This is a genomic window from Janibacter massiliensis, from assembly GCF_900289115.1.
Lineage (GTDB): Bacteria > Actinomycetota > Actinomycetes > Actinomycetales > Dermatophilaceae > Janibacter_A > Janibacter_A massiliensis.
Genome location: NZ_LT985196.1, coordinates 252,787 through 272,122, shown reverse-complemented (window position 1 = coordinate 272,122; position 19,336 = coordinate 252,787). Strand labels below are relative to the sequence as shown.

Below are 19,336 nucleotides of genomic sequence, written 5' to 3'. Positions count from 1 at the left end.
TTCAGCCGAAGCAGCGACCCTCGCCGCGGTACGTCGGCAGCGACCCGACGACCCGCCCGCCGGAGACGAGGTGGAGCGCCTCGAAGCGCTCGCACAGCTCCCCGGCCTTGGCGTGCCGGAACCACACCCGGTCGCCGATCGAGAGCGTGTCGGCGACGGCGCCGCGCAGCGGCGTCTGCACCTCGCCCGCGCCCTCGGCCCCGAGGTACTGGAGCCCGGCCGGGGAGTGGATCGTCGGCAACCGGGATGCCCCGGGGGCGCCCGAGGCCAGGTAGCCACCCTGCAGGACGGTGACGAACCCCGGCCCGGGGCGCCGGACGACCGGGAGGGCGAAGGCCGCGCACGGTCGCGGCGCGAAGTCGCCGTACCCGTCGAAGAGCGCAGGGGCGAGGAAGCCCGACCCGGCGGCGAGCTCGGTGAGGCACGGGTCGGTGCCGGTGAGGTGGAGGCTGCCCGTGCCACCCCCGTTGACGAACGCCAGCTCGGTGAGCGCCGAGACGGCCTCGACGACCCGGTGGCGCCGCTCCATGAGCGCTGCGTGCGAGCGGCGCTTCATCGCCCGCACCGCGAGCGAGCTGTCCGGCACCCCCGCGATCTGGGCGTCGTAGAACATCAGCCCGACGACCCGCAGGCCGGCCGTCTGCGCCGCCACGACGACCTCGACCGCGTCGGCCGGCTCGCGCACCGGCGAGCGTCGCGCGCCCAGGTGGGCCGGGCCGACCTTGAGCGAGGCGTCGACGTCGACCGCGACCCGCAGGCCGGTCAGCGCGTGGGCGGCGAGGAACCGGACGTGCTCGGGGGAGTCGATGGTGATCGTCACCCGCTCGCGCAGCACCTCGTCGGCGGCCACCTCCGCGAGCGCCGCGACGTCGACCGAGGGATAGGCGACGTAGACGTCGTCGGACACCGTGGGGTCGGCGGGGTCGTCGTCGGCGGCGCCGCCCGGGCCCCCGGCCAGCCAGATCGCCTCGCGCACGGTGTACGCCATGACGCCGGCGAAGCCGTCCGTCGACAGCGCGCGGCGCAGCAGGCCCCGGCAGCGCACCGACTTGCTCGCGACACGGACGGGGACGCCACCGGCCCGTCGGGCGAGGTCGGCGCCGTTCGCGTCGAAGGCGTCGAGGTCCACGAGGGCGAACGGGGCCTGGAGGCCCTCCGTCGCGGCGTCCCAGCTGATCACCCGGCCACCCTACTGGGGGGGTCATCCCCCGCCGGCGGCGTGAGCGTCACCGAGCCGTCACGCAACGTTCACCGCAGCGGCGCGCCGGTTCCGCCCGGCACCCCTAGCGTCGGGTCGGATCGCCCACCCGTGAAAGGACCCTCGATGAGCAAGCGCACCGTGCTCCCCCTGACTCCGGTCAACCACCCCGGCCGTCAGTCGATGACGTGCCAGTACCGCTGCGCGGACGCGTGCAGCCAGGAGATCCCGAACACGACGTCGAACCCGACGTTCGGAGAGATCGTCACCGCCTCGGCCTCCCGCCGCGCCGTCCTCAAGGGCTCCGGCCTCGGTGTGGCGGTCGTCGGCGTCAACGCGGTCGCGGGCCAGGTCCAGCCGGTCGCCGCCGCGGAGTCGACCTCGACGGTCACCGCGAAGGCCCCGTTCAACTTCCAGGGCGTCCCGCCGCAGCCGTTCGGCGAGGACCGGATCCAGGTCCCCGAGGGCATGGTCTACAAGCGGGTCATCTCGTGGGGCGAGGGCCTCTTCGACGACTCGCCGAAGTTCGACTTCGACAACCAGACGGCGGCCGCCCAGGAGAAGCAGTTCGGCTACAACAACGACTTCGTCGCGGTCTTCCCGCGCGGTATCGCGAACAAGGCCGTCATGTTCGTCAACCACGAGTACACGAACGACGAGCTCATGTTCCGCGGCTACACCGGCCCGGCCAGCCTGACCGACGAGCAGCTCAAGGTCATCATGGCCGCGCACGGTGCCTCGGTCGTCGAGCTCAGCCGGAAGTCCTACCTCCACCCCTGGACGTACGTGAAGGGCGCGTGGCGCAACCGCCGCATCACGGCCACGACGAACTTCACGGTCGACGGCCCGGTCGCGAACCACCCCCTCCTGAAGACGTCGGCCGACCCGAACGGCATCCGCATCAAGGGCACGCTCAACAACTGCGCGGGCGGCATGACGCCGTGGGGCACGGTCCTCTCGGGCGAGGAGAACTTCAACCAGTACTTCAAGGCCGACACCGCGCTCGCGTCCTCGACCGTCTCCGCGGAGCAGAAGGCGGCCTGGAAGCGCTACGGGATCACCAGCTCGGGCCGTGGGTGGGAGCGGGTCGACTCGCGCTTCGACCTCGCGGAGGAGCCGAACGAGGCCAACCGCTTCGGCTGGGTCGTCGAGATCGACCCGTTCAACCCGAACTCGACGCCGGTCAAGCACACGGCGCTCGGTCGCTTCAAGCACGAGGGCGCGAACGTCACGATCGCCGAGAACGGCAAGGTCGTCTGCTACTCCGGTGACGACGAGCGGTACGACTACCTCTACAAGTTCGTCTCGAAGCACACCTACCGCGAGGGCGACAAGGCCCACAACATGACGCTGCTGGCCGAGGGTGACCTCTACGTCGCCGAGTTCGCGGGCGACGGTTTCGAGGACGGTGTCAGCGACGGCACCGGGCGCTGGATCCCGCTCGTCAAGGACGGCGAGTCGAAGGTCCCCGGCATGAGCGTCGCGGAGGTCCTCGTCCACACCCGTCTGGCCGCCGACAAGGTCGGCCCGACGAAGATGGACCGCCCCGAGGACGTCGAGGTCAACCCGGTCGACAACCGCGTCTACGTGGCCTGCACGAACAACACCCGCCGCCAGCCGAGCGAGATCGACGAGGCGAACCCGCGCGCGAACAACAAGCACGGGCACATCATCGCGATCGACCCGCTGTACGACGACCACACGAGCTCGCGCTTCACGTGGCGGATCGTCCTCATCGCCGGTGACCCGCAGGACCCGACGACGTACTTCAACGGGTTCGACAAGAACCAGGTCACCCCGATCTCCTGCCCGGACAACGTGGCCTTCGACGCCAAGGGCGACCTGTGGATCGCGACGGACGGCAACGCGCTCGGCTTCGCCGACGGTCTGTTCCACATGCCGATGAGCGGCCCGAAGAAGGGTCACCTGCAGCAGTTCCTGACGATGCCGGCCGGCGCGGAGTGCTGCGGCCCGCTCATCAGCTTCGACGGTCGCACGGTGTTCGCGGCCCCGCAGCACCCGGGTGAGATCGACGGGGCCTCCCCGGACGCGCCGAAGTCGACCTTCCCGTGGGGTGGCAACACGCAGCCGCGGCCGTCGGTCATCCAGGTCCAGAAGGCGAACAAGTACACGCGCTCGAGCGCGATGGGCCCGAACGCCTGACCCGTCCGCCCCGACGCGAGGGCCCCGCACCCATCGGTGCGGGGCCCTCGCCCGTCCGGGGCGTGCGTGCTCAGGCCGGGCGCACCGGTCCGGCGGCCTCGCGCGCATCGGCCCGCCGGGAGCGCAGCGCACGCACCGAGTCCCACGAGAGGACGATGAGCGCGACCCAGACGATCCCGAAGGCGACCCACCGCTCGCGGGGCAGGTGCTCACCGAGGACGAGCACGCCGAGCAGCAGCTGGATCACCGGCGTGCAGAACTGGACCAGACCGATGAGCGCCAGCGGGATGCGCCGGGCCGATGCCGCGAACAGCAGAAGGGGCGCCGCGGTGACGGCACCGGCGAGGACGAGCAGGATCGTGTGCCCCCAGCCGTGGCCGGTGAAGGTCGTCGCGTGCCGGCCGGCGAGCAGCGCCACCGTGACGGCGGCGGCGGGCGCGAGGACGATGGTCTCGGCCGTGAGTGACTCCAGGGCGGGGAGACTCGCGCCGAGCTTGTTCTTCGCCAGCCCGTAGAGGGCGAAGCTCGCCGCGAGCGCCGCGGAGACCCACGGCAGGGATCCGGCGACGGCGACCAGGTACACCCCGGCGAGGGCACCGATCGCGATGGCCACCCACTGCAGGCGGCGCAGGCGTTCGCCCAGGACGAGCACACCGAGGGCGACGGTCGCCAAGGGGTTGAGGAAGTAGCCGAGCGCCGCCTCGTGCGTCCGTCCACCGAGCACGGCGATGACGTACGTGAGCCAGTTGATCCCGATGAGGACCGCGGCGATCGCGACCCCGACCAACAGCCGCGGCCGCCGCAGGGCGGCGAGCAGCCCCGGCAGCCGTCCCAGCGCGGCGAGGACGCCGAGACACAGCAGGAGGGTCCACAGGATCCGGTGGGCGAGCACCTCCCACGCGCCGGCCGGCGCGAGGGCATGGATGTAGATCGGGAAGGCGCCCCAGATGCCGTACGCGCCGAAGGCCTGGAGTAGGCCCGTCCGCCGGTCGGTGCGGAGGTCGCCCCCCGGCGTCACCCCACCGGGCCGGTGCTCGGCCCGCCGACCGTCCAGGTGTCCCGGCCGTGGAGCAGCTCGCGCAGATCGGCGTTCGTCGCCGGACCGCCGGCCGTCGCGACGGCCCCGTCGACCTGCTCGCGGACCGCGTCGTCGTACGTCGGGCGCTCGACGTCCCGGAAGATGCCCATGGGGACGTGCGCCATGTCGAGGGTGTCCAGACGCGAGAGGGCGAAGGCCTGGCTCGGGTCCGAGGCGTGGACGTCGTGGATGACGACGCGCCGCTCGTCGACCCCCTCGCGCGCGACGAACGACAGGGAGCCGTCGTCGGCGCGCACGAGGATGCGCTCGGCGTTGGCGCCGCTCGTCACGGGCTGGCCGTGCTCGAGGTGGACCAGGCGCTCCTTCTGCTGCTCGCGGTCCTTGATCGGCTCGAACGCCCCGTCGTTGAAGATCGGGCAGTTCTGGTAGATCTCGACGAGCGAGGTGCCCCGGTGCTTGGCCGCGGCGCGCAGGACGTCCGTGAGGTGCTTGCGCATCGAGTCCATGGTCCGGGCCACGAACGTCGCCTCGGCGCCCAGCGCGAGGCTGACGGGGTTGAACGGGGCGTCGACGGATCCGCTCGGGGACGACTTCGTCACGGTGCCCGGCTCGGACGTCGGCGAGTACTGGCCCTTCGTCAGGCCGTAGATCCGGTTGTTGAACAGCAGGATCGTCATGTTGACGTTGCGGCGCAGCGCGTGGATGAGGTGGTTGCCCCCGATGGACAGCGCGTCGCCGTCCCCGGTGACGACCCACACGGACAGGTCGGGCCGGCTCGTCGCGAGGCCGGTCGCGATGGACGGGGCCCGGCCGTGGATCGAGTGCATGCCGTACGTGTCGAGGTAGTACGGGAAGCGGCTGGAGCAGCCGATGCCGGAGACGAAGACGATGTTCTCCCGGCGCAGGCCGAGGTCGGGCAGGAAGCCCTGGACGGCCGCGAGGACGGCGTAGTCGCCGCAGCCGGGGCACCAGCGGACCTCCTGGTCGGAGGTGAAGTCCTTCTTGGTCTGGCGGGGCTCGTCCTCGCCGAGGCGGGGGACGAGGCCCGTCCCGCCGACGGCGGGCAGGCCGAGGTCGATCGTGGTCACGCGGAGAGCTCCTTCAGGAGGGTGTGGATCTGCTCGGTGAGCTCGGCCGTGGTGAACGGCAGGCCGCGCACGCGGTTGTACGGGCGCACGTCGACGAGATAGGTGCCACGGAGCAGGAGAGCGAGCTGGCCGGAGTTCATCTCGGGCACGAGCACGCGGTCGTAGCCGTGCAGGACGTCGCCGAGGTTGGCCGGGAAGGGGTTGATGTGGCGCAGGTGTGCGTGGGCGACCGCGGCGCCCTCGCGCCGGGCCTCGCGGACCGCGGCGGCGCACGGCCCGAAGGTCGAGCCCCAGCCGAGGACGAGGACGCGTGCGTCGCCGGTCGGGTCGTCGACGACGACGTCGGGGACCTCGATGCCCGCGATCTTGCTCGCGCGGGTGCGCACCATGAGGTCGTGGTTGTCGGGGTCGTAGGAGATGTTGCCGGTGACGTCGGCCTTCTCGATGCCACCGATGCGGTGCTCCAGGCCCGGCGTGCCGGGGACGGCCCACGGGCGGGCGAGCGTCTCGGGGTCGCGCAGGTAGGGGTGGAAGACGGGCTTGCCGTCCTCGTCCAGGCCGTTCGGCTCGGTCGCGAGCTCGACGGTGAGGTCGGGCAGGTCCTCGACCTCGGGCAGCGACCACGGCTCGGAGCCGTTGGCGAGGTAGCCGTCAGACAGCAGGAAGACGGGGGTGCGGTAGGTCGTCGCGATCCGGACGGCCTCGACGGCCGCGTCGAAGCAGTCCGTCGGGGTCTGCGGTGCGACGATCGCGACGGGCGACTCGCCGTTGCGGCCGTACATCGCCTGGAGGAGGTCCGCCTGCTCGGTCTTCGTCGGCAGACCCGTCGAGGGGCCGCCGCGCTGGACGTCGACGATGACGAGCGGGAGCTCGAGGGCGACGGCCAGGCCGATCGCCTCCGACTTGAGCGCGACGCCCGGCCCGGACGTCGAGGTCACGCCGATCGCCCCGCCGTAGCTCGCGCCGAGCGCGATGCCGATCCCGGCGATCTCGTCCTCGGCCTGCATCGTCGTCACGCCGAACCGCTTGTGACGGCTCAGCTCGTGGAGGATGTCGCTCGCCGGGGTGATCGGGTACGTGCCGAGCACGAGCGGGCGACCGGCGCGGTGGGCGGCGGCGACGAGCCCGAGCGCGAGCGCCTGGTTGCCCGTGATGTTCCGGTACGTGCCCTCGGCCATCGCCGCCGGGGCGATCTCGTAGCGGACGGCGAAGTCCTCGGTCGTCTCGCCGTAGTTCCAGCCCGCCTTCAGCGCGGTGAGGTTGGCGGCGAGGATCGACGGCTTCTTGCCGAACTTCGTCCGGAGGAACTGCTCGGTGCCGGTCGTCGGGCGCCCGTACATCCACGACAGGAGACCGAGGGCGAACATGTTCTTGGCCCGCTCCTTCTCCTTGCGCGTGAGGTCGGGCAGGTCGGCGAGGGACTCGACCGTCGTCGAGGTCAGCGGCAGGGCGTGGACGTGCCACGAGTCGAGCGTGCCGTCCTCGAGCGGGTTGGTCGCGTAGCCGACCTTCGAGAGGTTGCGCTTGGAGAACTCGTCGCTGTCGACGATGACGGTGCTGCCGCGGGGGATCTCGGCGATGTTCGCCTTGAGCGCGGCGGGGTTCATCGCGACGAGCACGTCGGGGGCGTCGCCGGGGGTGAGGACGTCGTGGTCGGCGAAGTGCAGCTGGAATGAGCTCACCCCGGGCAGGGTGCCCTGCGGGGCGCGGATCTCGGCCGGGAAGTTGGGCAGCGTGGACAGGTCGTTGCCGAGCTGCGCGGTCTCGGAGGTGAACCGGTCGCCGGTGAGCTGCATGCCGTCGCCGGAGTCGCCGGCGAAGCGGATGATGACGCGGTCGCGCTGCTGGACGCTGGGGGTGCTCATGTGAGGGGTGCGGTCCTGACGGGTGCGGGGGGGCCTGGCCTGGTCGGCGCGGGCACGTTCGTCCATGGTAGGACGCACGGTTCCGCGCTCTGCTTTACCGTCCATTATGCGACGGATAACGCAGCGTTATGCATCGGGGGCGCACCGGGGTCCTCGGGAACGTCCGACGTGCGGGCGACGTTCACCGGGCATGCACTCGCACCACAACGGGTTGAAGACCGCCGTCCTCTTCGCGGGGATCTGGGCCGTCCTGCTCGGACTTGGCTGGGCCGCCGCGGCGTACTTCCGCAGCTCGGCGCTCATCCTCGTCTTCGCCCTCCTCGGGCTCGTGACGACCTTCTGGTCGTACTGGAACTCCGACAAGCTCGCGATCCGTGCGATGCAGGCCTACCCGGTGACCGAGGCCGAGGCCCCGGCGATGCACCGCATCGTCCGGGAGCTCTCGCAGCGAGCGAACCAGCCGATGCCGCGGCTGTACGTCTCCCCGACCGCGGCCCCGAACGCCTTCGCCACCGGCCGGAACCCCCGCAACGCGGCGGTGTGCTGCACCGAGGGGATCCTCTCGATCCTCGACGAGCGAGAGCTGCGCGGTGTCCTCGGCCACGAGCTCATGCACGTCTACAACCGCGACATCCTCACCGGCTCGGTCGCCGCGGCCATCGCGGGGATCATCAGCAGCGTCGGCCAGATGCTCATGTTCACGTCGATGTTCTCCGGCGGGCGCGACGACGACCGGCCCAACCCCCTCGTCGGGCTCGTCATGGCCCTGCTCGCCCCGCTGGTCGCCGCGGTCATCCAGATGGCGATCAGCCGCACCCGCGAGTTCGACGCCGACGAGGACGGTGCGCGCCTGACCGGTGACCCGCTCGCGCTCGCCAGCGCCCTGCGCAAGCTCGAGGCCGGTGTCGCCCGGGCACCCCTGGCCCCGACGCCGCGGCTGCAGAACGCGAGCCACATGATGATCGCCAACCCCTTCCGCCCGCAGGACGTCTCGGCGCTCATGTCGACCCATCCGCCCATGGCCGAGCGCATCGCCCGGCTCGAGGGGATGGCGACCGGCATGATGCCCCGGTGACCGTACTCACCCGCACCGAGGCCCAGGGCCGCGCCGCACTCCTCGACGTCGACGACGTCACGCTCGAGCTCGACCTGACGACGGGGCCGGAGACCTTCGGCTCCCGCTCGCAGGTCCGCTTCCGCGCCCGGCAGGCGGGGGAGACCTTCCTCGACTGCCAGGCCGTCCGGGTCACGGCGATCAGCCTCGACGGCGAGCCGCTGCCGCTCGAGGTGTGGGCCGAGGGGCGGATCCCGCTCGAGGTCGCCGAGGGCGAGCACGTCGTCGAGGTCCACGCGGTCATGCCCTACAGCCGGGAGGGTGTCGGCCTGCACCGGCTCACCGACCCCGCCGACGGGCAGGACTACGTGTGGAGCAACCTCGCGCTCGATGCCGCCCCGCGGGTCCTGGCGTGCTTCGACCAGCCCGACCTCAAGCCCGAGTGGGAGATCTCGGTCGTCGCCCCCTCGGCGTGGACCGTCGTGTCGAACGGAGATTTCGTCACCTCGACCCCGGCCGAGGGCGCCGACGGGGTCCGCCACGTCTTCTCCCGCACCCGGCGGTTCCCCACGTACGTCGCCGCCGTGTGCGCAGGGCCCTGGGCGAGCGAGGCGACGACGCACGACGGGATTCCGCTGCGGGTGCTCGCCATGGCCTCCCGCGCCGACGACCTGCGCGAGCAGGCGCCCGACCTCTTCGACGCCACCCGACGCGCGTTCGACCACCACCACGAGGTCTTCGGCATCCGGTACCCGTACGCCGGCTACGACCAGGTCTTCGTCCCCGAGTTCAACTGGGGGGCGATGGAGAACCCCGGCTGCGTCGTCTTCCGCGACGAGGAGATCTTCCGCGGGGCGGCGAGCCACGACCAGCGCCTCGTCCGCACGGGGATCATCGCCCACGAGCTCGCGCACATGTGGGTCGGCAACCTCGTGACGATGCGCTGGTGGGACGACCTGTGGCTCAACGAGTCGTTCGCCGAGTACATGGCCCACCGCTGCCTCGTCGACGCGACGACGTACACCGACGCCTGGGTCCACTTCGGGATGACCCGGCGGACGTGGGGCAGCGCCGCCGACCGCTCGCCGTCGACGCACCCCATCGCCCCGGAGTCCGTCGAGGACACCAAGGACGCGCTGCAGAACTTCGACGGCATCTCCTACGCCAAGGGCGCCTCCGTCCTGCGCCAGCTCGTCGCGCACATCGGCGACGAGGCCTTCCTCGCGGGCATCCGCGACCACCTGAGCACCCACGCGTGGGGCAACGCGACGCTCGCCGACTTCCTCGACGCGATGGGCCGGTCCAGCGGGACCGACCTGCGGCCGTGGGCCCGCTCGTGGCTCGAGCGGGCCGGGCTCGACCGGCTCTCCGTCGACCGCGCGACCGGGACGCTGCGCCGTGACGAGCCGGCGACACCCGCCGGTCGCCCCCACACCCTCGACGTCCTGCAGCTCGACGGCGCCGCGGCGACCGCCCGGCACGAGGTCGTCCTGCCCGCCGGGGCGCCCGGTGTCGAGATCCCCGGCCTCGCCGGCGCGCACGGCCTCGTCCTGCCGAACGCGGCCGACCTCACGTGGGCCCAGGCCGTCCTCGACGAGGAGTCCCTCGCGGGCGCCGTCGAGGCGCTCGTCGGCTGCCCGGACGAGACCGCCCGCGGGGTCCTGTGGCAGACCCTGCTGTCCGGGGTCGCGACCGCCGACGTCGACCCGCGGCTCGTCGTCTCGGCCGCCGCCGCGGCGCTGCCGGGGGAGCGGAACGAGTCGATCCTCGCGGCCGTCGCCACCCAGCTCGGGGCCCGGCTCGTGTCCGTCGTCCTGCCCGCGGCGGAGCGCCCGGCGGCCGACGACGCCCTCGCCGAGGTCGGCCGCCGGCTGCTCGCCGCCGACGAGCCCGGCCGCCGTCTCGTCGGCGCGCGCCTGCTCGCCCGGCACGCCCGCGACGTCGAGTGCACCCTGCTGCCGATGGCCGCCGGCCGGGACCTGCCGGAGGAGCTGCGCACCGACGACGACCTGCGGTGGAGCGCCCTCATCCGAGCGAGCGCGCTCGGCGGCGTCGACGCCGACCGGATCGAGGCCGCGGCCGAGGTCGACCCGACCGTCAGCGGGCGGCAGCACCGGCTCACGGCGCTCGCGGCGATGCCGGACGCGAAGGCCAAGGAGATGTCCTGGCTGGAGATGACGACCGACCGGACCCTCTCCGCGCACGAGGCGATGGCGATCGCGCGCGGCCTGTGGCTGGGCGACCCGCCTCTGGCCGACGCGCTCGCCGACCGGTGGCTGGTCGACGTCCCGACGATGTCGTCGTGGATGCGCGACGACGCGCTGGCCCGGCTGGCGACCGCGTCGTTCCCTGCGGATCGGGTCGATGGCGCCTTCCGCGGCCAGGTGGCGCAGGCGGCTGCCCGGGACGACCTCAGCGCGGGGATCCGGCGCGTCCTTATCGACCAGGGCGCCCGGCTCGACGAGGCCCTCGCCTCACGGGAGCGCTTCGGCGGCTGAGCGCGGGGGCGGTCAGGGGCGGACGACGATCCGCCCGGTCGTCCCGCCGCCGGTGAGCCGACCGAGCGCGGCGGGCACGTCCTCGAGCCCGACGACCTCGGCGATGAGCGGCTCGAGCCGGCCGTCCGCGGCCAGCCCGAGCAGCTCGTCGTGGCACTGCCGGACGAGGTCCGGGGTGTGCTCGAGGTAGAGGCTCCAGTGCAGCCCGAGGATCGTGTAGTTCTTCACGAGCGCGTGGTTGAGCCTGGCCTGCTGGCGCGTCCCGGAGGCGAAACCGATCACGACGATCCGCCCCTCGAACGCGATGCAGCGGGTCGACGCCTCGAACGCCGGGCCGCCGACCGGGTCGTAGACGACGTCTGCGCCGTGCCCGTCCGTGGCCTCGAGGACGGCCGCGGCGAGGTCGACCGGCCCGCCGCCGACGGTGGCCTTGCGGTCGATGACGACGTCGCACCCGAGCGCGCGGGCGACCTCGACCTTGTGCTGCCCGCCGACGACGCCGATGACGTGCGCGCCCGCGGCCTTGCCGAGCTGGACGGCGCTGCTGCCGACCCCGCCCGAGGCGGCATGGACGAGCAGGTGCTCGCCGGGGCGGAGGTTCGCCCTGCGGTGCAGGGCGAACCATGACGTCTGGTAGCCGATGTACAGCGCGGCGGCGGTCACGTCGCTCACCGCGTCCGGCACGGGGAACGCGGCGCTGGCGTCCATGAGGGCCCGGTCGGCGAACCCGCCGGCGGGCAGCGCGGCGGAGCCGAGCACCCGCTCGCCCACCGCCGGCGAGGTCACCCCGTCGCCCGTCGCGAGGACGCGCCCGCACACCTCGAGCCCCGGCGTGAACGGGCGCGGCGGCTTCACCTGGTACTCGCCCCTGCACAGCAGCGAGTCCGCGAAGTTCATCGCCGAGGCCGCGACCTCGACGAGGACCTGACCCGGGCCGGGGACCGGCTCGGGGACCTCGCGGAGACGAAGGACCTCCGCCGGTTCGCCGAGCTCGGCGACCTGCCACGCGCGCATGCTCATGAGACGGGAGGGTATCGACGCATGGGGGGCGGCATGATGCGCACATGAGTTCCACGCCCGCGGTGGCGACGGTCCCCTCGAAGGGCGCCGACCCCACCCGCCTCGAACGCCTCGGTCGGCTCCCCTTCACCCGCCGTCACGGTCGGCTCGTCCTCGGCTCCGGTGCCGGCTGGGCGCTCGACGCCATGGACGTCGGCCTCATCTCCTTCGTCCTCGTCGTCCTGTCGAAGCAGTGGGAGCTCACCCCCGCCGAGAAGTCGTGGACCGTCGCCATCGGGTTCATCGGGATGGCCATCGGTGCGACCTTCGGCGGGGCGCTCGCCGACCGGTTCGGGCGGCGCACCGTCTTCGCGCTGACGATGCTCGTCTACGGCCTGGCTACCGGCGCCTCGGCGCTCGTCGGCGGTCTGGCGCTCTTCCTCGTCCTGCGGTTCTTCGTCGGCCTCGGCCTCGGGGCCGAGCTGCCCGTCGCCTCGACCCTCGTCAGCGAGCTCTCACCGACACGTCTGCGCGGCCGGATCGTCGTCGCACTCGAGTCCTTCTGGGCCGTGGGGTGGATCCTCGCGGCACTCATCGGGTTCTTCGTCGTCCCGCACGGGGAGAACGGGTGGCGCTGGGGCCTGGCCCTGGGGCTCCTGCCGGCGCTCTACGCGATCGTCGTCCGGCTCGGTCTGCCCGAGTCGGCGCTGTGGCTCGAGCGGCGCGGGCGGGTCGACGAGGCCGAGAAGGTCGTGCGGTCCTTCGAGCAGTCGGCCGGCGTCGAGCCGCAGGCCTCGCGTCCGCTGCCCCCGCCGTCGGCGAGCGGACCGGCGGGGCTGTGGACCTCCGCCCTGCGGGTCCGCACTCTGGGGATCTGGGTGGTCTGGTTCTTCGTCAACCTGTCGTACTACGGCGCCTTCATCTGGATCCCGACGATCCTCGACGAACGGCTGTCGGCGATGACGAAGTCGTTCGAGTACACGCTCATCATCACCCTCGCGCAGCTGCCCGGGTACGCCGTCGCGGCCGTCCTCATCGAGCTGTGGGGCCGACGCTCGACGCTCGCGACCTTCCTCGTCGGCTCGGCGGTCTCCGCGTGGTTCTTCGGGCAGGCGACGACCGGCACCGAGCTGCTCACCGCCGGGTGCGCCCTGTCCTTCTTCAACCTCGGCGCCTGGGGTGCCCTCTACGCGATCACCCCGGAGATCTACCCGACGTCGGTCCGCGGGGCCGGGGCCGGTGCGGCGGCCGGGTTCGGGCGGATCGCCTCGATCATCGCGCCGTTCGCCGTGCCCTTCGTCCTCGCCGCGAGCTGGGGCGGGCAGGGCGTCGTCTTCACGATCTTCGCGGCATCGTTCCTCCTCGCGGCGGCGGCAGCCTTCCTCCTGCCCGAGCGGCGCGGGGCCCAGCTGACCGAGTGAGCCCCGCCGTCCGGCACCCGGGGTCAGCGCGGGTGCCGGACGGGGCGAGCCGAGGTGCCTGCGGCCCGGCGCCTTCGTAGGCTGAAGGCGTCCGGTCGTCGACGGTGACGACGTCGTACCGACCGCCGGAGGCAGCCGTTCACACCGTTCTTGCGTTCCTCGCCGAGGAGCCCCTCGTCCACCTCTTCGTCACCGTGGCGATCGGCGCCCTGCTGGGGAGCATCCAGGTCGGGGGCATCCGCCTCCACGCGGCCGCGGTCCTCTTCGTCGCCATCGCCGTCACCGCTCTCGGGGTGGCGAACGGGGTGACGATCGAGATCTCCACGCTTGTCGGTGACCTCGGTCTGGCGCTCTTCGCCTTCGCCATCGGCATCACGAGCGGCCCGAGCTTCTTCCACGCGGTGCGCACGGCATGGTCGCGGATCCTCGTCAGCGCGCTCGTCCTCGTCGTCGCCGGCGGGGTGACGGCCGCCGGCGGCCGGCTGCTCGGCCTGGCCCCCGACACGACGGCCGGGACCTTCGCCGGGGCCCTGACGAACACGCCCTCGCTCTCAGCGGCCGGAGGGACCCCCGGTGCCACTGTCGGGTACTCGGTGTCCTACCTCTTCGGCGTCGTGGGGATGCTGGTCGTCATCAACATGGCGCTCGCGTACCGCCGCAGCGACACCGACGCCCCCTCGGAGCTGTTCGAGCAGTCGGTGCGGGTCGAGCGGGACGACCGTCCGACGGTCGAGGCGATCACGCAGCGGCACGGCTCGGACGTCCGCTTCAACCGGATCCGGGAGGGGCACGGCGATGCCGCGACGCAGCACGTCGCCACGAACGAGGACGTCCTCGAGCAGGGGATGGTCGTCACGGTCATCGGTCCGCGGGAGAAGGTCGAGGCGATCGTTCGAGAGCTCGGCCACCCCTCGTCGTTGGCCCTGCCGAAGGACCGTCGCTACCTCGACTTCCGACGGATCACCGTGTCGGACCCGAAGCTCGCCGGCCGCGAGATCCGCGAGCTGAACCTCGAGCGGACGTACGGCGCGACCATCTCGCGCGTGCGTCGCGGGGACGTCGACATCGTGGGTGTCGGCTCGACGGTGCTGCAGCTCGGGGACCGGGTCCGGGTCATCGCACCGGCCTCCCGGATGAAGCAGGTCAGCGCGTTCTTCGGTGACTCCGCGCGCGGGCTGACCGACATCAACCCCGTCGCGCTCGGCGTGGGGCTCAGCCTGGGACTGGTCCTGGGGGCCATCCCGATCCCGCTGCCGGGCGGGTCGACCTTCGCCGTCGGCTCGGCCGCCGGGGCACTCGTGGTCGGCCTCGTCATGGGTCGCGTCGGGCGGGTCGGCCGCTTCGTCACGGCGCTGCCGCACACCGCGGCCATGGTGCTCACCGAGCTCGGGCTGACGCTCTTCCTCGCCTACGCCGGGACGAGGGCCGGGAGCCAGATCGCCCAGGCCTTCACCTCGGGCAAGTGGTGGCGCATCCTGGTCCTGGGTGCGGTCGTCACCGCCTTCTCGGGTGCGTCGGCGTACGTCCTCATGGGGTTCGTCCTCGGTCTCGGCGGTACCCGCCTGTCCGGGGTGCTCGCGGGCATGCAGACCCAGCCGGCGCTGCTCGCGTACGCCAACGGGCGGACCAACCACGACCCGCGGGTCATGCTGGGCTACGCGCTCGTCTACCCGACGGCGATGATCGCCAAGATCCTCACGGCGACGGTCCTTGCCGCGTTGTAGCAGCCTCGGCCCGTTGCGGTGCGGGCCTCAGCGGTAGTTGGTGAACTGGAGGGCGACCGGGAGGTCCTTGCCCTTCAGCAGGGCGATGACGGCCTGGAGGTCGTCGCGCGACTTGCCCGTGACGCGCAGCTCGTCGCCCTGGATCTGCGCCTTGATGCCCTTGGGTCCCTCGTCGCGGATGATCTTGCTGATCTTCTTCGCGTTCTCCTGGTCGATGCCCTCCTTGGTCGGGCCCGACAGGACGTACTCCTTGCCCGATGCCTGGGGCTCCTTCTCGCCGAAGTCGATGTTCTTCAGCGAGACGCCGCGGCGGACGAGCTTGGACTCGAAGACGTCGAGGACGGCCAGGACGCGCTCGGCCGTGTTCGCCTTGATGACGACGTTGTCGCCGCTCCACGCGATGGAGGCGCCGACCCCCTTGAAGTCGTAGCGCTGGGCGACCTCCTTGGCCGCCTGGTTGAGGGCGTTGTCGACCTCCTGCCGGTCGACCTTGCTGACGATGTCGAACGAGCTGTCGGCCATGGGTGCCTCCCGGGGGGTCTTCCGGCATCTGCCGGTTCGTTGATCGGTGCGCGGCTTGCTATCCTTGCACGCGCGCTGGCCGACGCTCCTGACTCGGAGCAGGCCCGCAAGCCCGGCAGGTTGTCCGAGTGGCCAATGGAAGCGGACTGTAAATCCGTCGCGGTAACGCTACGCAGGTTCGAATCCTGCACCTGCCACCCCGTGGAAGGCCCCGGACGCTCGTGCGTCCGGGGCCTTCCACGTCAATAACCTCCGCCGCGTTGTCGGCGGTCCCTGCCATCGTCGGGGCCATGCCGAAGATCCCGAGCACCCCCGCCGCCGGGAGCGGGCTGGTCACCGGCGAGGACGGGCTGGCCCGCCCGCCGTGGGCCGCCACCGACCCGCTCCTGCGCGACTACTACGACACCGAGTGGGGGATGCCCGTCACCGACGAGCGCGGCGTCTTCGAACGGCTCAGCCTCGAGGCCTTCCAGTCGGGCCTGTCGTGGGCGACCATCCTGAGGAAACGGCCGGCCTTCCGCGAGGCCTTCGCCGACTTCGACCCCGACGTCGTCTCCGTCTTCGACGACGGCGACGTGGCGCGCCTCCTGGCCGATGCCCGGATCGTCCGCAACCGCCGCAAGATCGAGGCGACGATCGTCAACGCGCGGGCCACAGTGGCGCTGCGGGAGGCCGGCGACCTGCCGGACGGGGTGCGGGACCTCGCCGGGCTCGTGTGGGCGTTCCGGCCGGCGACGACGCCGACCCCGACGCGCGTGACGGACGTGCCCTCCACCTCGCCCGAGAGCGTCGCACTGGCCAACGAGCTCAAGCGGCGAGGCTTCCGCTTCGTCGGGCCGACGACGATCTTCGCCCTCATGGAGGCCCTGGGCATCGTCGACACCCATGTGATCGGCTCCCATCGGCGGGGGAGCTCGGGAGTCTGGACCGGGGGGGAAGCCGGGCCGATTTCAACCCCGGCGGTCGGGGCGTGTACCCTCGCCTAGCGCTTCCCGCGCAGCACGTGCGGGAGACGCCCCCTTAGCTCAGTCGGCAGAGCGTTTCCATGGTAAGGAAAAGGTCGTCGGTTCGATTCCGACAGGGGGCTCTGGGTGACGAGACCGGCCTGCCGGGACCGTCGTCCTCCTTGGCGGGGTAGCTCAGCTGGTTAGAGCGCACGACTCATAATCGTGAGGTCGCGGGATCGAGCCCCGCTCCCGCTACGGCTCGGAGACGCGGGTGTCCGGGGCGATCGTCGATCGTTCCGGACCTCGCGTATCCTTGACGGTTGCAGGTCCGCTCCGCGGACCACCCGGCCGCAGCCCGAGGGACCACCTCGCGTGCGTGCCGCCCTACAGACAGCAGGACCCGAGAGAAGGTAGGCCCATGGCCAGCAACAGCAAGGACGTGCGCCCCAAGATCACGATGGCGTGCACGGACTGCAAGGAGCGCAACTACATCACGAAGAAGAACCGGCGGAACGACCCGGACCGCCTGGAGCTCGCGAAGTTCTGCCCGCGCTGCAAGAAGCACACGGCGCACCGCGAGACCCGCTGAGCCGGTCCCGCCACACGCCCGAACCGCCTCCGTCGCCGCTGCGACCGGGGCGGTTCGTGCATTCCCGACGCCGTTAGGCTCCCCGCATGCCGCAGACCGACCCCGTCCGCCTCGCCGACCTCACGACGATGCGGGTCGGTGGCCCGGCGCAGCGCTACCTCGAGGCGAGCACGACAGACGAGCTCGTCGACGCCGTGCGCGAGGTCGACGACGCCGACGAGCCGCTCCTGATCGTCGCGGGCGGGTCGAACCTCGTCGTCGCCGACGAGGGTGTCGCGGGCACGGTGGTCCGGGTCGCCACGCGGGGGATCACCGTCGAGTCGGCCGACCACTGCGGTGGGGCGATGGTCCGCGTCGCCGCGGGGGAGTCCTGGGACGGCCTCGTCGAGCGCGCGGTGGCCGAGGGGTGGTCGGGGATCGAGGCGCTGGCGGGGATCCCTGGGGCGACCGGCTCCACGCCGATCCAGAACGTCGGAGCGTACGGCCAAGAGGTCGCCCAGACCATCGCGTCCGTCCGTGCGTGGGACCGGCACGAGCAGGCCGTCCGCACCCTGACCAACGCAGAGTGCGCCTTCACCTACCGCCACTCCCGGTTCAAGGGCAGCGACCGCTACGTCGTCCTCGACGTCCTCTTCCAGCTCGTCCTCGCCGACCTCTCCGCGCCGGTCGCGTACGCCGACCTCGCCCGCCAGCTCGGCGTCGAGCTCGGCGACCGCGTCCCGCTCGCGGACGCCCGGGCGGCGGTGATCGAGCAGCGCCGCCGGCGCGGCATGGTGCTCGACCCCGACGACCACGACACGTGGTCCTGCGGCTCGTTCTTCACCAACCCGATCGTCTCGGCGCCGGACTTCGAGCGGATGCGAGAGGCCGTGCACGCCCGGTGCGGCGCTGACGCCGAGCCGCCACGCTTCGATGCCCCCGACGGCCAGGCGAAGACGAGCGCGGCCTGGCTCATCGACCGTGCCGGCTTCGGCAAGGGGTTCACGACGACCGGGCGGGCCGCCCTGTCCTCCAAGCACACCCTCGCCGTGACGAACCGCGGCGGTGCGAGCGCTGCCGATGTCATCGATCTGGCCCGCACGGTCCGGGACGGGGTGCGCGACGCCTTCGGGGTCACCCTCGTCAACGAGCCGGTGCTCGTCGGTATGACGCTCTGACCCCCCGGTCGCCCGCGCGGGTCTCAGGTCGGCGTGGCGAGCCAGGCGTCGACCTCGCCAAGCATCTGCTCCCGCAGCGTGCGCGGGGCGCGGCTCGCGCGGATCGACCCACGGGCGAGCTCGGCGACGGTCTCGTCCGGCAGCCCGTGGACGTCCCGGGCGGTCCGGTACTGGTCGACGAGGCGGGAGCCGAAGAGCAGCGGGTCGTCGGCGCCGAGGGCGATCGTCGCCCCGGCGTCGACGAGCCGGCGCAGCGGCACCTGCGGGGCGTCGTCGTAGACCCCGAGCGCGACGTTGCTGCCCGGGCACACCTCGAGCGCGACCTGCTGCTCGACGACCCGGTCGAGGACGGCTGGGTCCTCGACGCTACGGACCCCGTGCCCGAGCCGGTCCGGGTGCAGGGCGTCGAGGGTCTCGACGACGGCCTCGGGCCCCAGGAGCTCGCCGGCGTGGGGGACCAGCGCGAGACCGGCCGCGTGGGCGATGCGGAAGGCTCCGGCGAACTCTGGGGTGACGCCACGACGCTCGTCGTTCGACAGGCCGAAGCCGACGACGCTGCCCGGACCGTCGCCGGCGTGGTGGGCGGCGAGCCGAGCGAGCGCGCGGGCGTCGAGCGGGTGCCGCATCCGGCTCGCGGCGACGACGACCGCCACGGGGGACACCGGCCCGCCCGCGGCGGCCTCCGCCGAGACGGCACGCGCCTCGTCGAGAACGATCTCCAGCGCCGGGGTGATCCCGCCGACGAACGGCCCGTAGGACGTCGGGTCGACCTGGATCTCGAGCCAGCGCGAGCCCTCCGCGTGGTCGTCCTCCGCCGCCTCACGGACGATGCGGCGCATGTCGGCCTCGGACCGCACGCACGCTCGCGCCGCGTCGTAGAGCCGCTGGAAGCGGAACCAGCCACGGGCGTCGGCAGCCTCGGTGAGCTCTGGCGGCCACTGCGAGCGGAACACCTCGGGCAGGTGCAGGCCGTGCCGATCGGCCATCTCGAGGACGGTCGGGACGCGCATCGACCCCGTGAAGTGCAGGTGCAGGTGGGCCTTGGGCAGGAGGGTGAGGTCGCGCACGGTCC

General features: G+C 72.3%; 15 protein-coding genes and 3 tRNA genes. 11 read left to right on the top strand and 7 right to left on the bottom strand.

The annotated features are described in order from the left end of the window. Position 1: 1 nt before the first annotated feature. Positions 2–1,180 (bottom strand): alanine racemase, encoded by a 1,179-nt coding sequence (locus DAA34_RS01360; protein WP_106817295.1) that lies wholly within the window; start codon positions 1,178–1,180, stop codon positions 2–4. Positions 1,181–1,324: 144 nt separating this feature from the next. Between DAA34_RS01360 and DAA34_RS01355 the strand changes: the two genes are divergently transcribed. Beyond that, entirely contained in the window at positions 1,325–3,361 is a 2,037-nt protein-coding gene (locus tag DAA34_RS01355; protein WP_234354052.1) for a PhoX family protein, read from the top strand. Between the two features lie 70 nt (positions 3,362–3,431). On the opposite strand, the gene rarD is transcribed toward DAA34_RS01355, so the two are convergent. The 3 genes from rarD to DAA34_RS01340 are packed head-to-tail and all read right to left on the bottom strand — an operon-like array spanning position 3,432 to position 7,353. Further along, positions 3,432–4,379, bottom strand: coding sequence for an EamA family transporter RarD (rarD, locus tag DAA34_RS01350; RefSeq protein WP_106817294.1), 948 nt, complete (start codon positions 4,377–4,379; stop codon positions 3,432–3,434). Further along, entirely contained in the window at positions 4,376–5,488 is a 1,113-nt protein-coding gene (locus DAA34_RS01345; protein ID WP_106817293.1) for a 2-oxoacid:ferredoxin oxidoreductase subunit beta, read from the bottom strand. The genes rarD and DAA34_RS01345 overlap by 4 nt, the downstream gene beginning before the upstream one ends. Further along, positions 5,485–7,353, bottom strand: coding sequence for a 2-oxoacid:acceptor oxidoreductase subunit alpha (locus DAA34_RS01340; RefSeq protein ID WP_106817292.1), 1,869 nt, complete (start codon positions 7,351–7,353; stop codon positions 5,485–5,487). Before DAA34_RS01340 ends, DAA34_RS01345 begins: the two co-directional genes overlap by 4 nt. Positions 7,354–7,543: 190 nt before the next feature. Here DAA34_RS01340 and htpX point away from each other — a divergent pair, with 190 nt between their 5' ends. Together htpX and pepN are read left to right on the top strand one after the other, a co-directional pair. Beyond that, on the top strand, positions 7,544–8,428 hold the full coding sequence (gene htpX / locus DAA34_RS01335) for a zinc metalloprotease HtpX (RefSeq protein ID WP_106817291.1): 885 nt from the start codon (positions 7,544–7,546) through the stop codon (positions 8,426–8,428). Continuing rightward, on the top strand, positions 8,425–10,905 hold the full coding sequence (gene pepN / locus DAA34_RS01330) for an aminopeptidase N (RefSeq protein ID WP_106817290.1): 2,481 nt from the start codon (positions 8,425–8,427) through the stop codon (positions 10,903–10,905). The genes htpX and pepN overlap by 4 nt, the downstream gene beginning before the upstream one ends. A gap of 12 nt (positions 10,906–10,917) precedes the next feature. Here the strand turns inward: pepN and DAA34_RS01325 are convergent, their stop codons facing one another. Continuing rightward, on the bottom strand, positions 10,918–11,925 hold the full coding sequence (locus DAA34_RS01325) for an NADPH:quinone oxidoreductase family protein (protein WP_234354051.1): 1,008 nt from the start codon (positions 11,923–11,925) through the stop codon (positions 10,918–10,920). A gap of 44 nt (positions 11,926–11,969) precedes the next feature. Between DAA34_RS01325 and DAA34_RS01320 the strand changes: the two genes are divergently transcribed. Both DAA34_RS01320 and DAA34_RS01315 read left to right on the top strand, forming a co-directional pair. After that, the gene (locus tag DAA34_RS01320; protein WP_106817289.1) at positions 11,970–13,325 is read left to right on the top strand and encodes an MFS transporter; all 1,356 of its coding nucleotides are present in this window, start codon (positions 11,970–11,972) and stop codon (positions 13,323–13,325) included. Between the two features lie 104 nt (positions 13,326–13,429). Then, positions 13,430–15,049 carry an aspartate:alanine exchanger family transporter gene (locus DAA34_RS01315; protein WP_106817288.1) on the top strand — a complete coding sequence of 540 codons (1,620 nt, stop codon included), beginning with the start codon at positions 13,430–13,432 and terminating at the stop codon, positions 15,047–15,049. 27 nt (positions 15,050–15,076) lie between these two features. Here the strand turns inward: DAA34_RS01315 and DAA34_RS01310 are convergent, their stop codons facing one another. Beyond that, complete coding sequence (locus tag DAA34_RS01310) at positions 15,077–15,571, bottom strand: YajQ family cyclic di-GMP-binding protein (protein ID WP_106817287.1); 495 nt, start codon at positions 15,569–15,571, stop codon at positions 15,077–15,079. A gap of 114 nt (positions 15,572–15,685) precedes the next feature. On the opposite strand from DAA34_RS01310, the gene DAA34_RS01305 reads away from it, so the two are divergent. From DAA34_RS01305 to DAA34_RS01280, 6 genes are all read left to right on the top strand, one after another. Further along, a tRNA-Tyr gene (locus DAA34_RS01305) sits at positions 15,686–15,768 on the top strand. Between the two features lie 93 nt (positions 15,769–15,861). Continuing rightward, positions 15,862–16,557 (top strand): DNA-3-methyladenine glycosylase I, encoded by a 696-nt coding sequence (locus tag DAA34_RS01300; protein WP_106817286.1) that lies wholly within the window; start codon positions 15,862–15,864, stop codon positions 16,555–16,557. Between the two features lie 28 nt (positions 16,558–16,585). Beyond that, positions 16,586–16,658 (top strand) — tRNA-Thr (locus tag DAA34_RS01295). A gap of 41 nt (positions 16,659–16,699) precedes the next feature. Next, positions 16,700–16,773 (top strand) — tRNA-Met (locus DAA34_RS01290). Between the two features lie 163 nt (positions 16,774–16,936). Then, positions 16,937–17,107: a 50S ribosomal protein L33 gene (rpmG, locus tag DAA34_RS01285; protein WP_106817285.1), complete on the top strand. Its 171-nt coding sequence runs from the start codon at positions 16,937–16,939 to the stop codon at positions 17,105–17,107. Positions 17,108–17,193: 86 nt separating this feature from the next. Next, positions 17,194–18,264, top strand: coding sequence for a UDP-N-acetylmuramate dehydrogenase (locus DAA34_RS01280; RefSeq protein WP_106817284.1), 1,071 nt, complete (start codon positions 17,194–17,196; stop codon positions 18,262–18,264). 23 nt (positions 18,265–18,287) lie between these two features. On the opposite strand, the gene DAA34_RS01275 is transcribed toward DAA34_RS01280, so the two are convergent. Next, a complete protein-coding gene (locus tag DAA34_RS01275) occupies positions 18,288–19,331 on the bottom strand; it encodes an adenosine deaminase (RefSeq protein WP_106817283.1) in 1,044 nt (347 codons plus the stop codon). Positions 19,332–19,336 lie beyond the last annotated feature (5 nt).

Excerpts from the sequence above, each read along its gene's own strand:
- DAA34_RS01355 (WP_234354052.1), top strand. The coding sequence starts at position 1,325 with ATGAGCAAGCGCACCGTGCTCCCCCTGACTCCGGTCAACCACCCCGGC.
- DAA34_RS01340 (WP_106817292.1), bottom strand. The coding sequence starts at position 7,353 with ATGAGCACCCCCAGCGTCCAGCAGCGCGACCGCGTCATCATCCGCTTC.
- htpX (WP_106817291.1), top strand. The coding sequence starts at position 7,544 with ATGCACTCGCACCACAACGGGTTGAAGACCGCCGTCCTCTTCGCGGGG.
- DAA34_RS01325 (WP_234354051.1), bottom strand. The coding sequence starts at position 11,925 with ATGAGCATGCGCGCGTGGCAGGTCGCCGAGCTCGGCGAACCGGCGGAG.
- DAA34_RS01320 (WP_106817289.1), top strand. The coding sequence starts at position 11,970 with ATGAGTTCCACGCCCGCGGTGGCGACGGTCCCCTCGAAGGGCGCCGAC.
- DAA34_RS01310 (WP_106817287.1), bottom strand. The coding sequence starts at position 15,571 with ATGGCCGACAGCTCGTTCGACATCGTCAGCAAGGTCGACCGGCAGGAG.
- DAA34_RS01300 (WP_106817286.1), top strand. The coding sequence starts at position 15,862 with ATGCCGAAGATCCCGAGCACCCCCGCCGCCGGGAGCGGGCTGGTCACC.
- rpmG (WP_106817285.1), top strand. The coding sequence starts at position 16,937 with ATGGCCAGCAACAGCAAGGACGTGCGCCCCAAGATCACGATGGCGTGC.
- DAA34_RS01280 (WP_106817284.1), top strand. The coding sequence starts at position 17,194 with ATGCCGCAGACCGACCCCGTCCGCCTCGCCGACCTCACGACGATGCGG.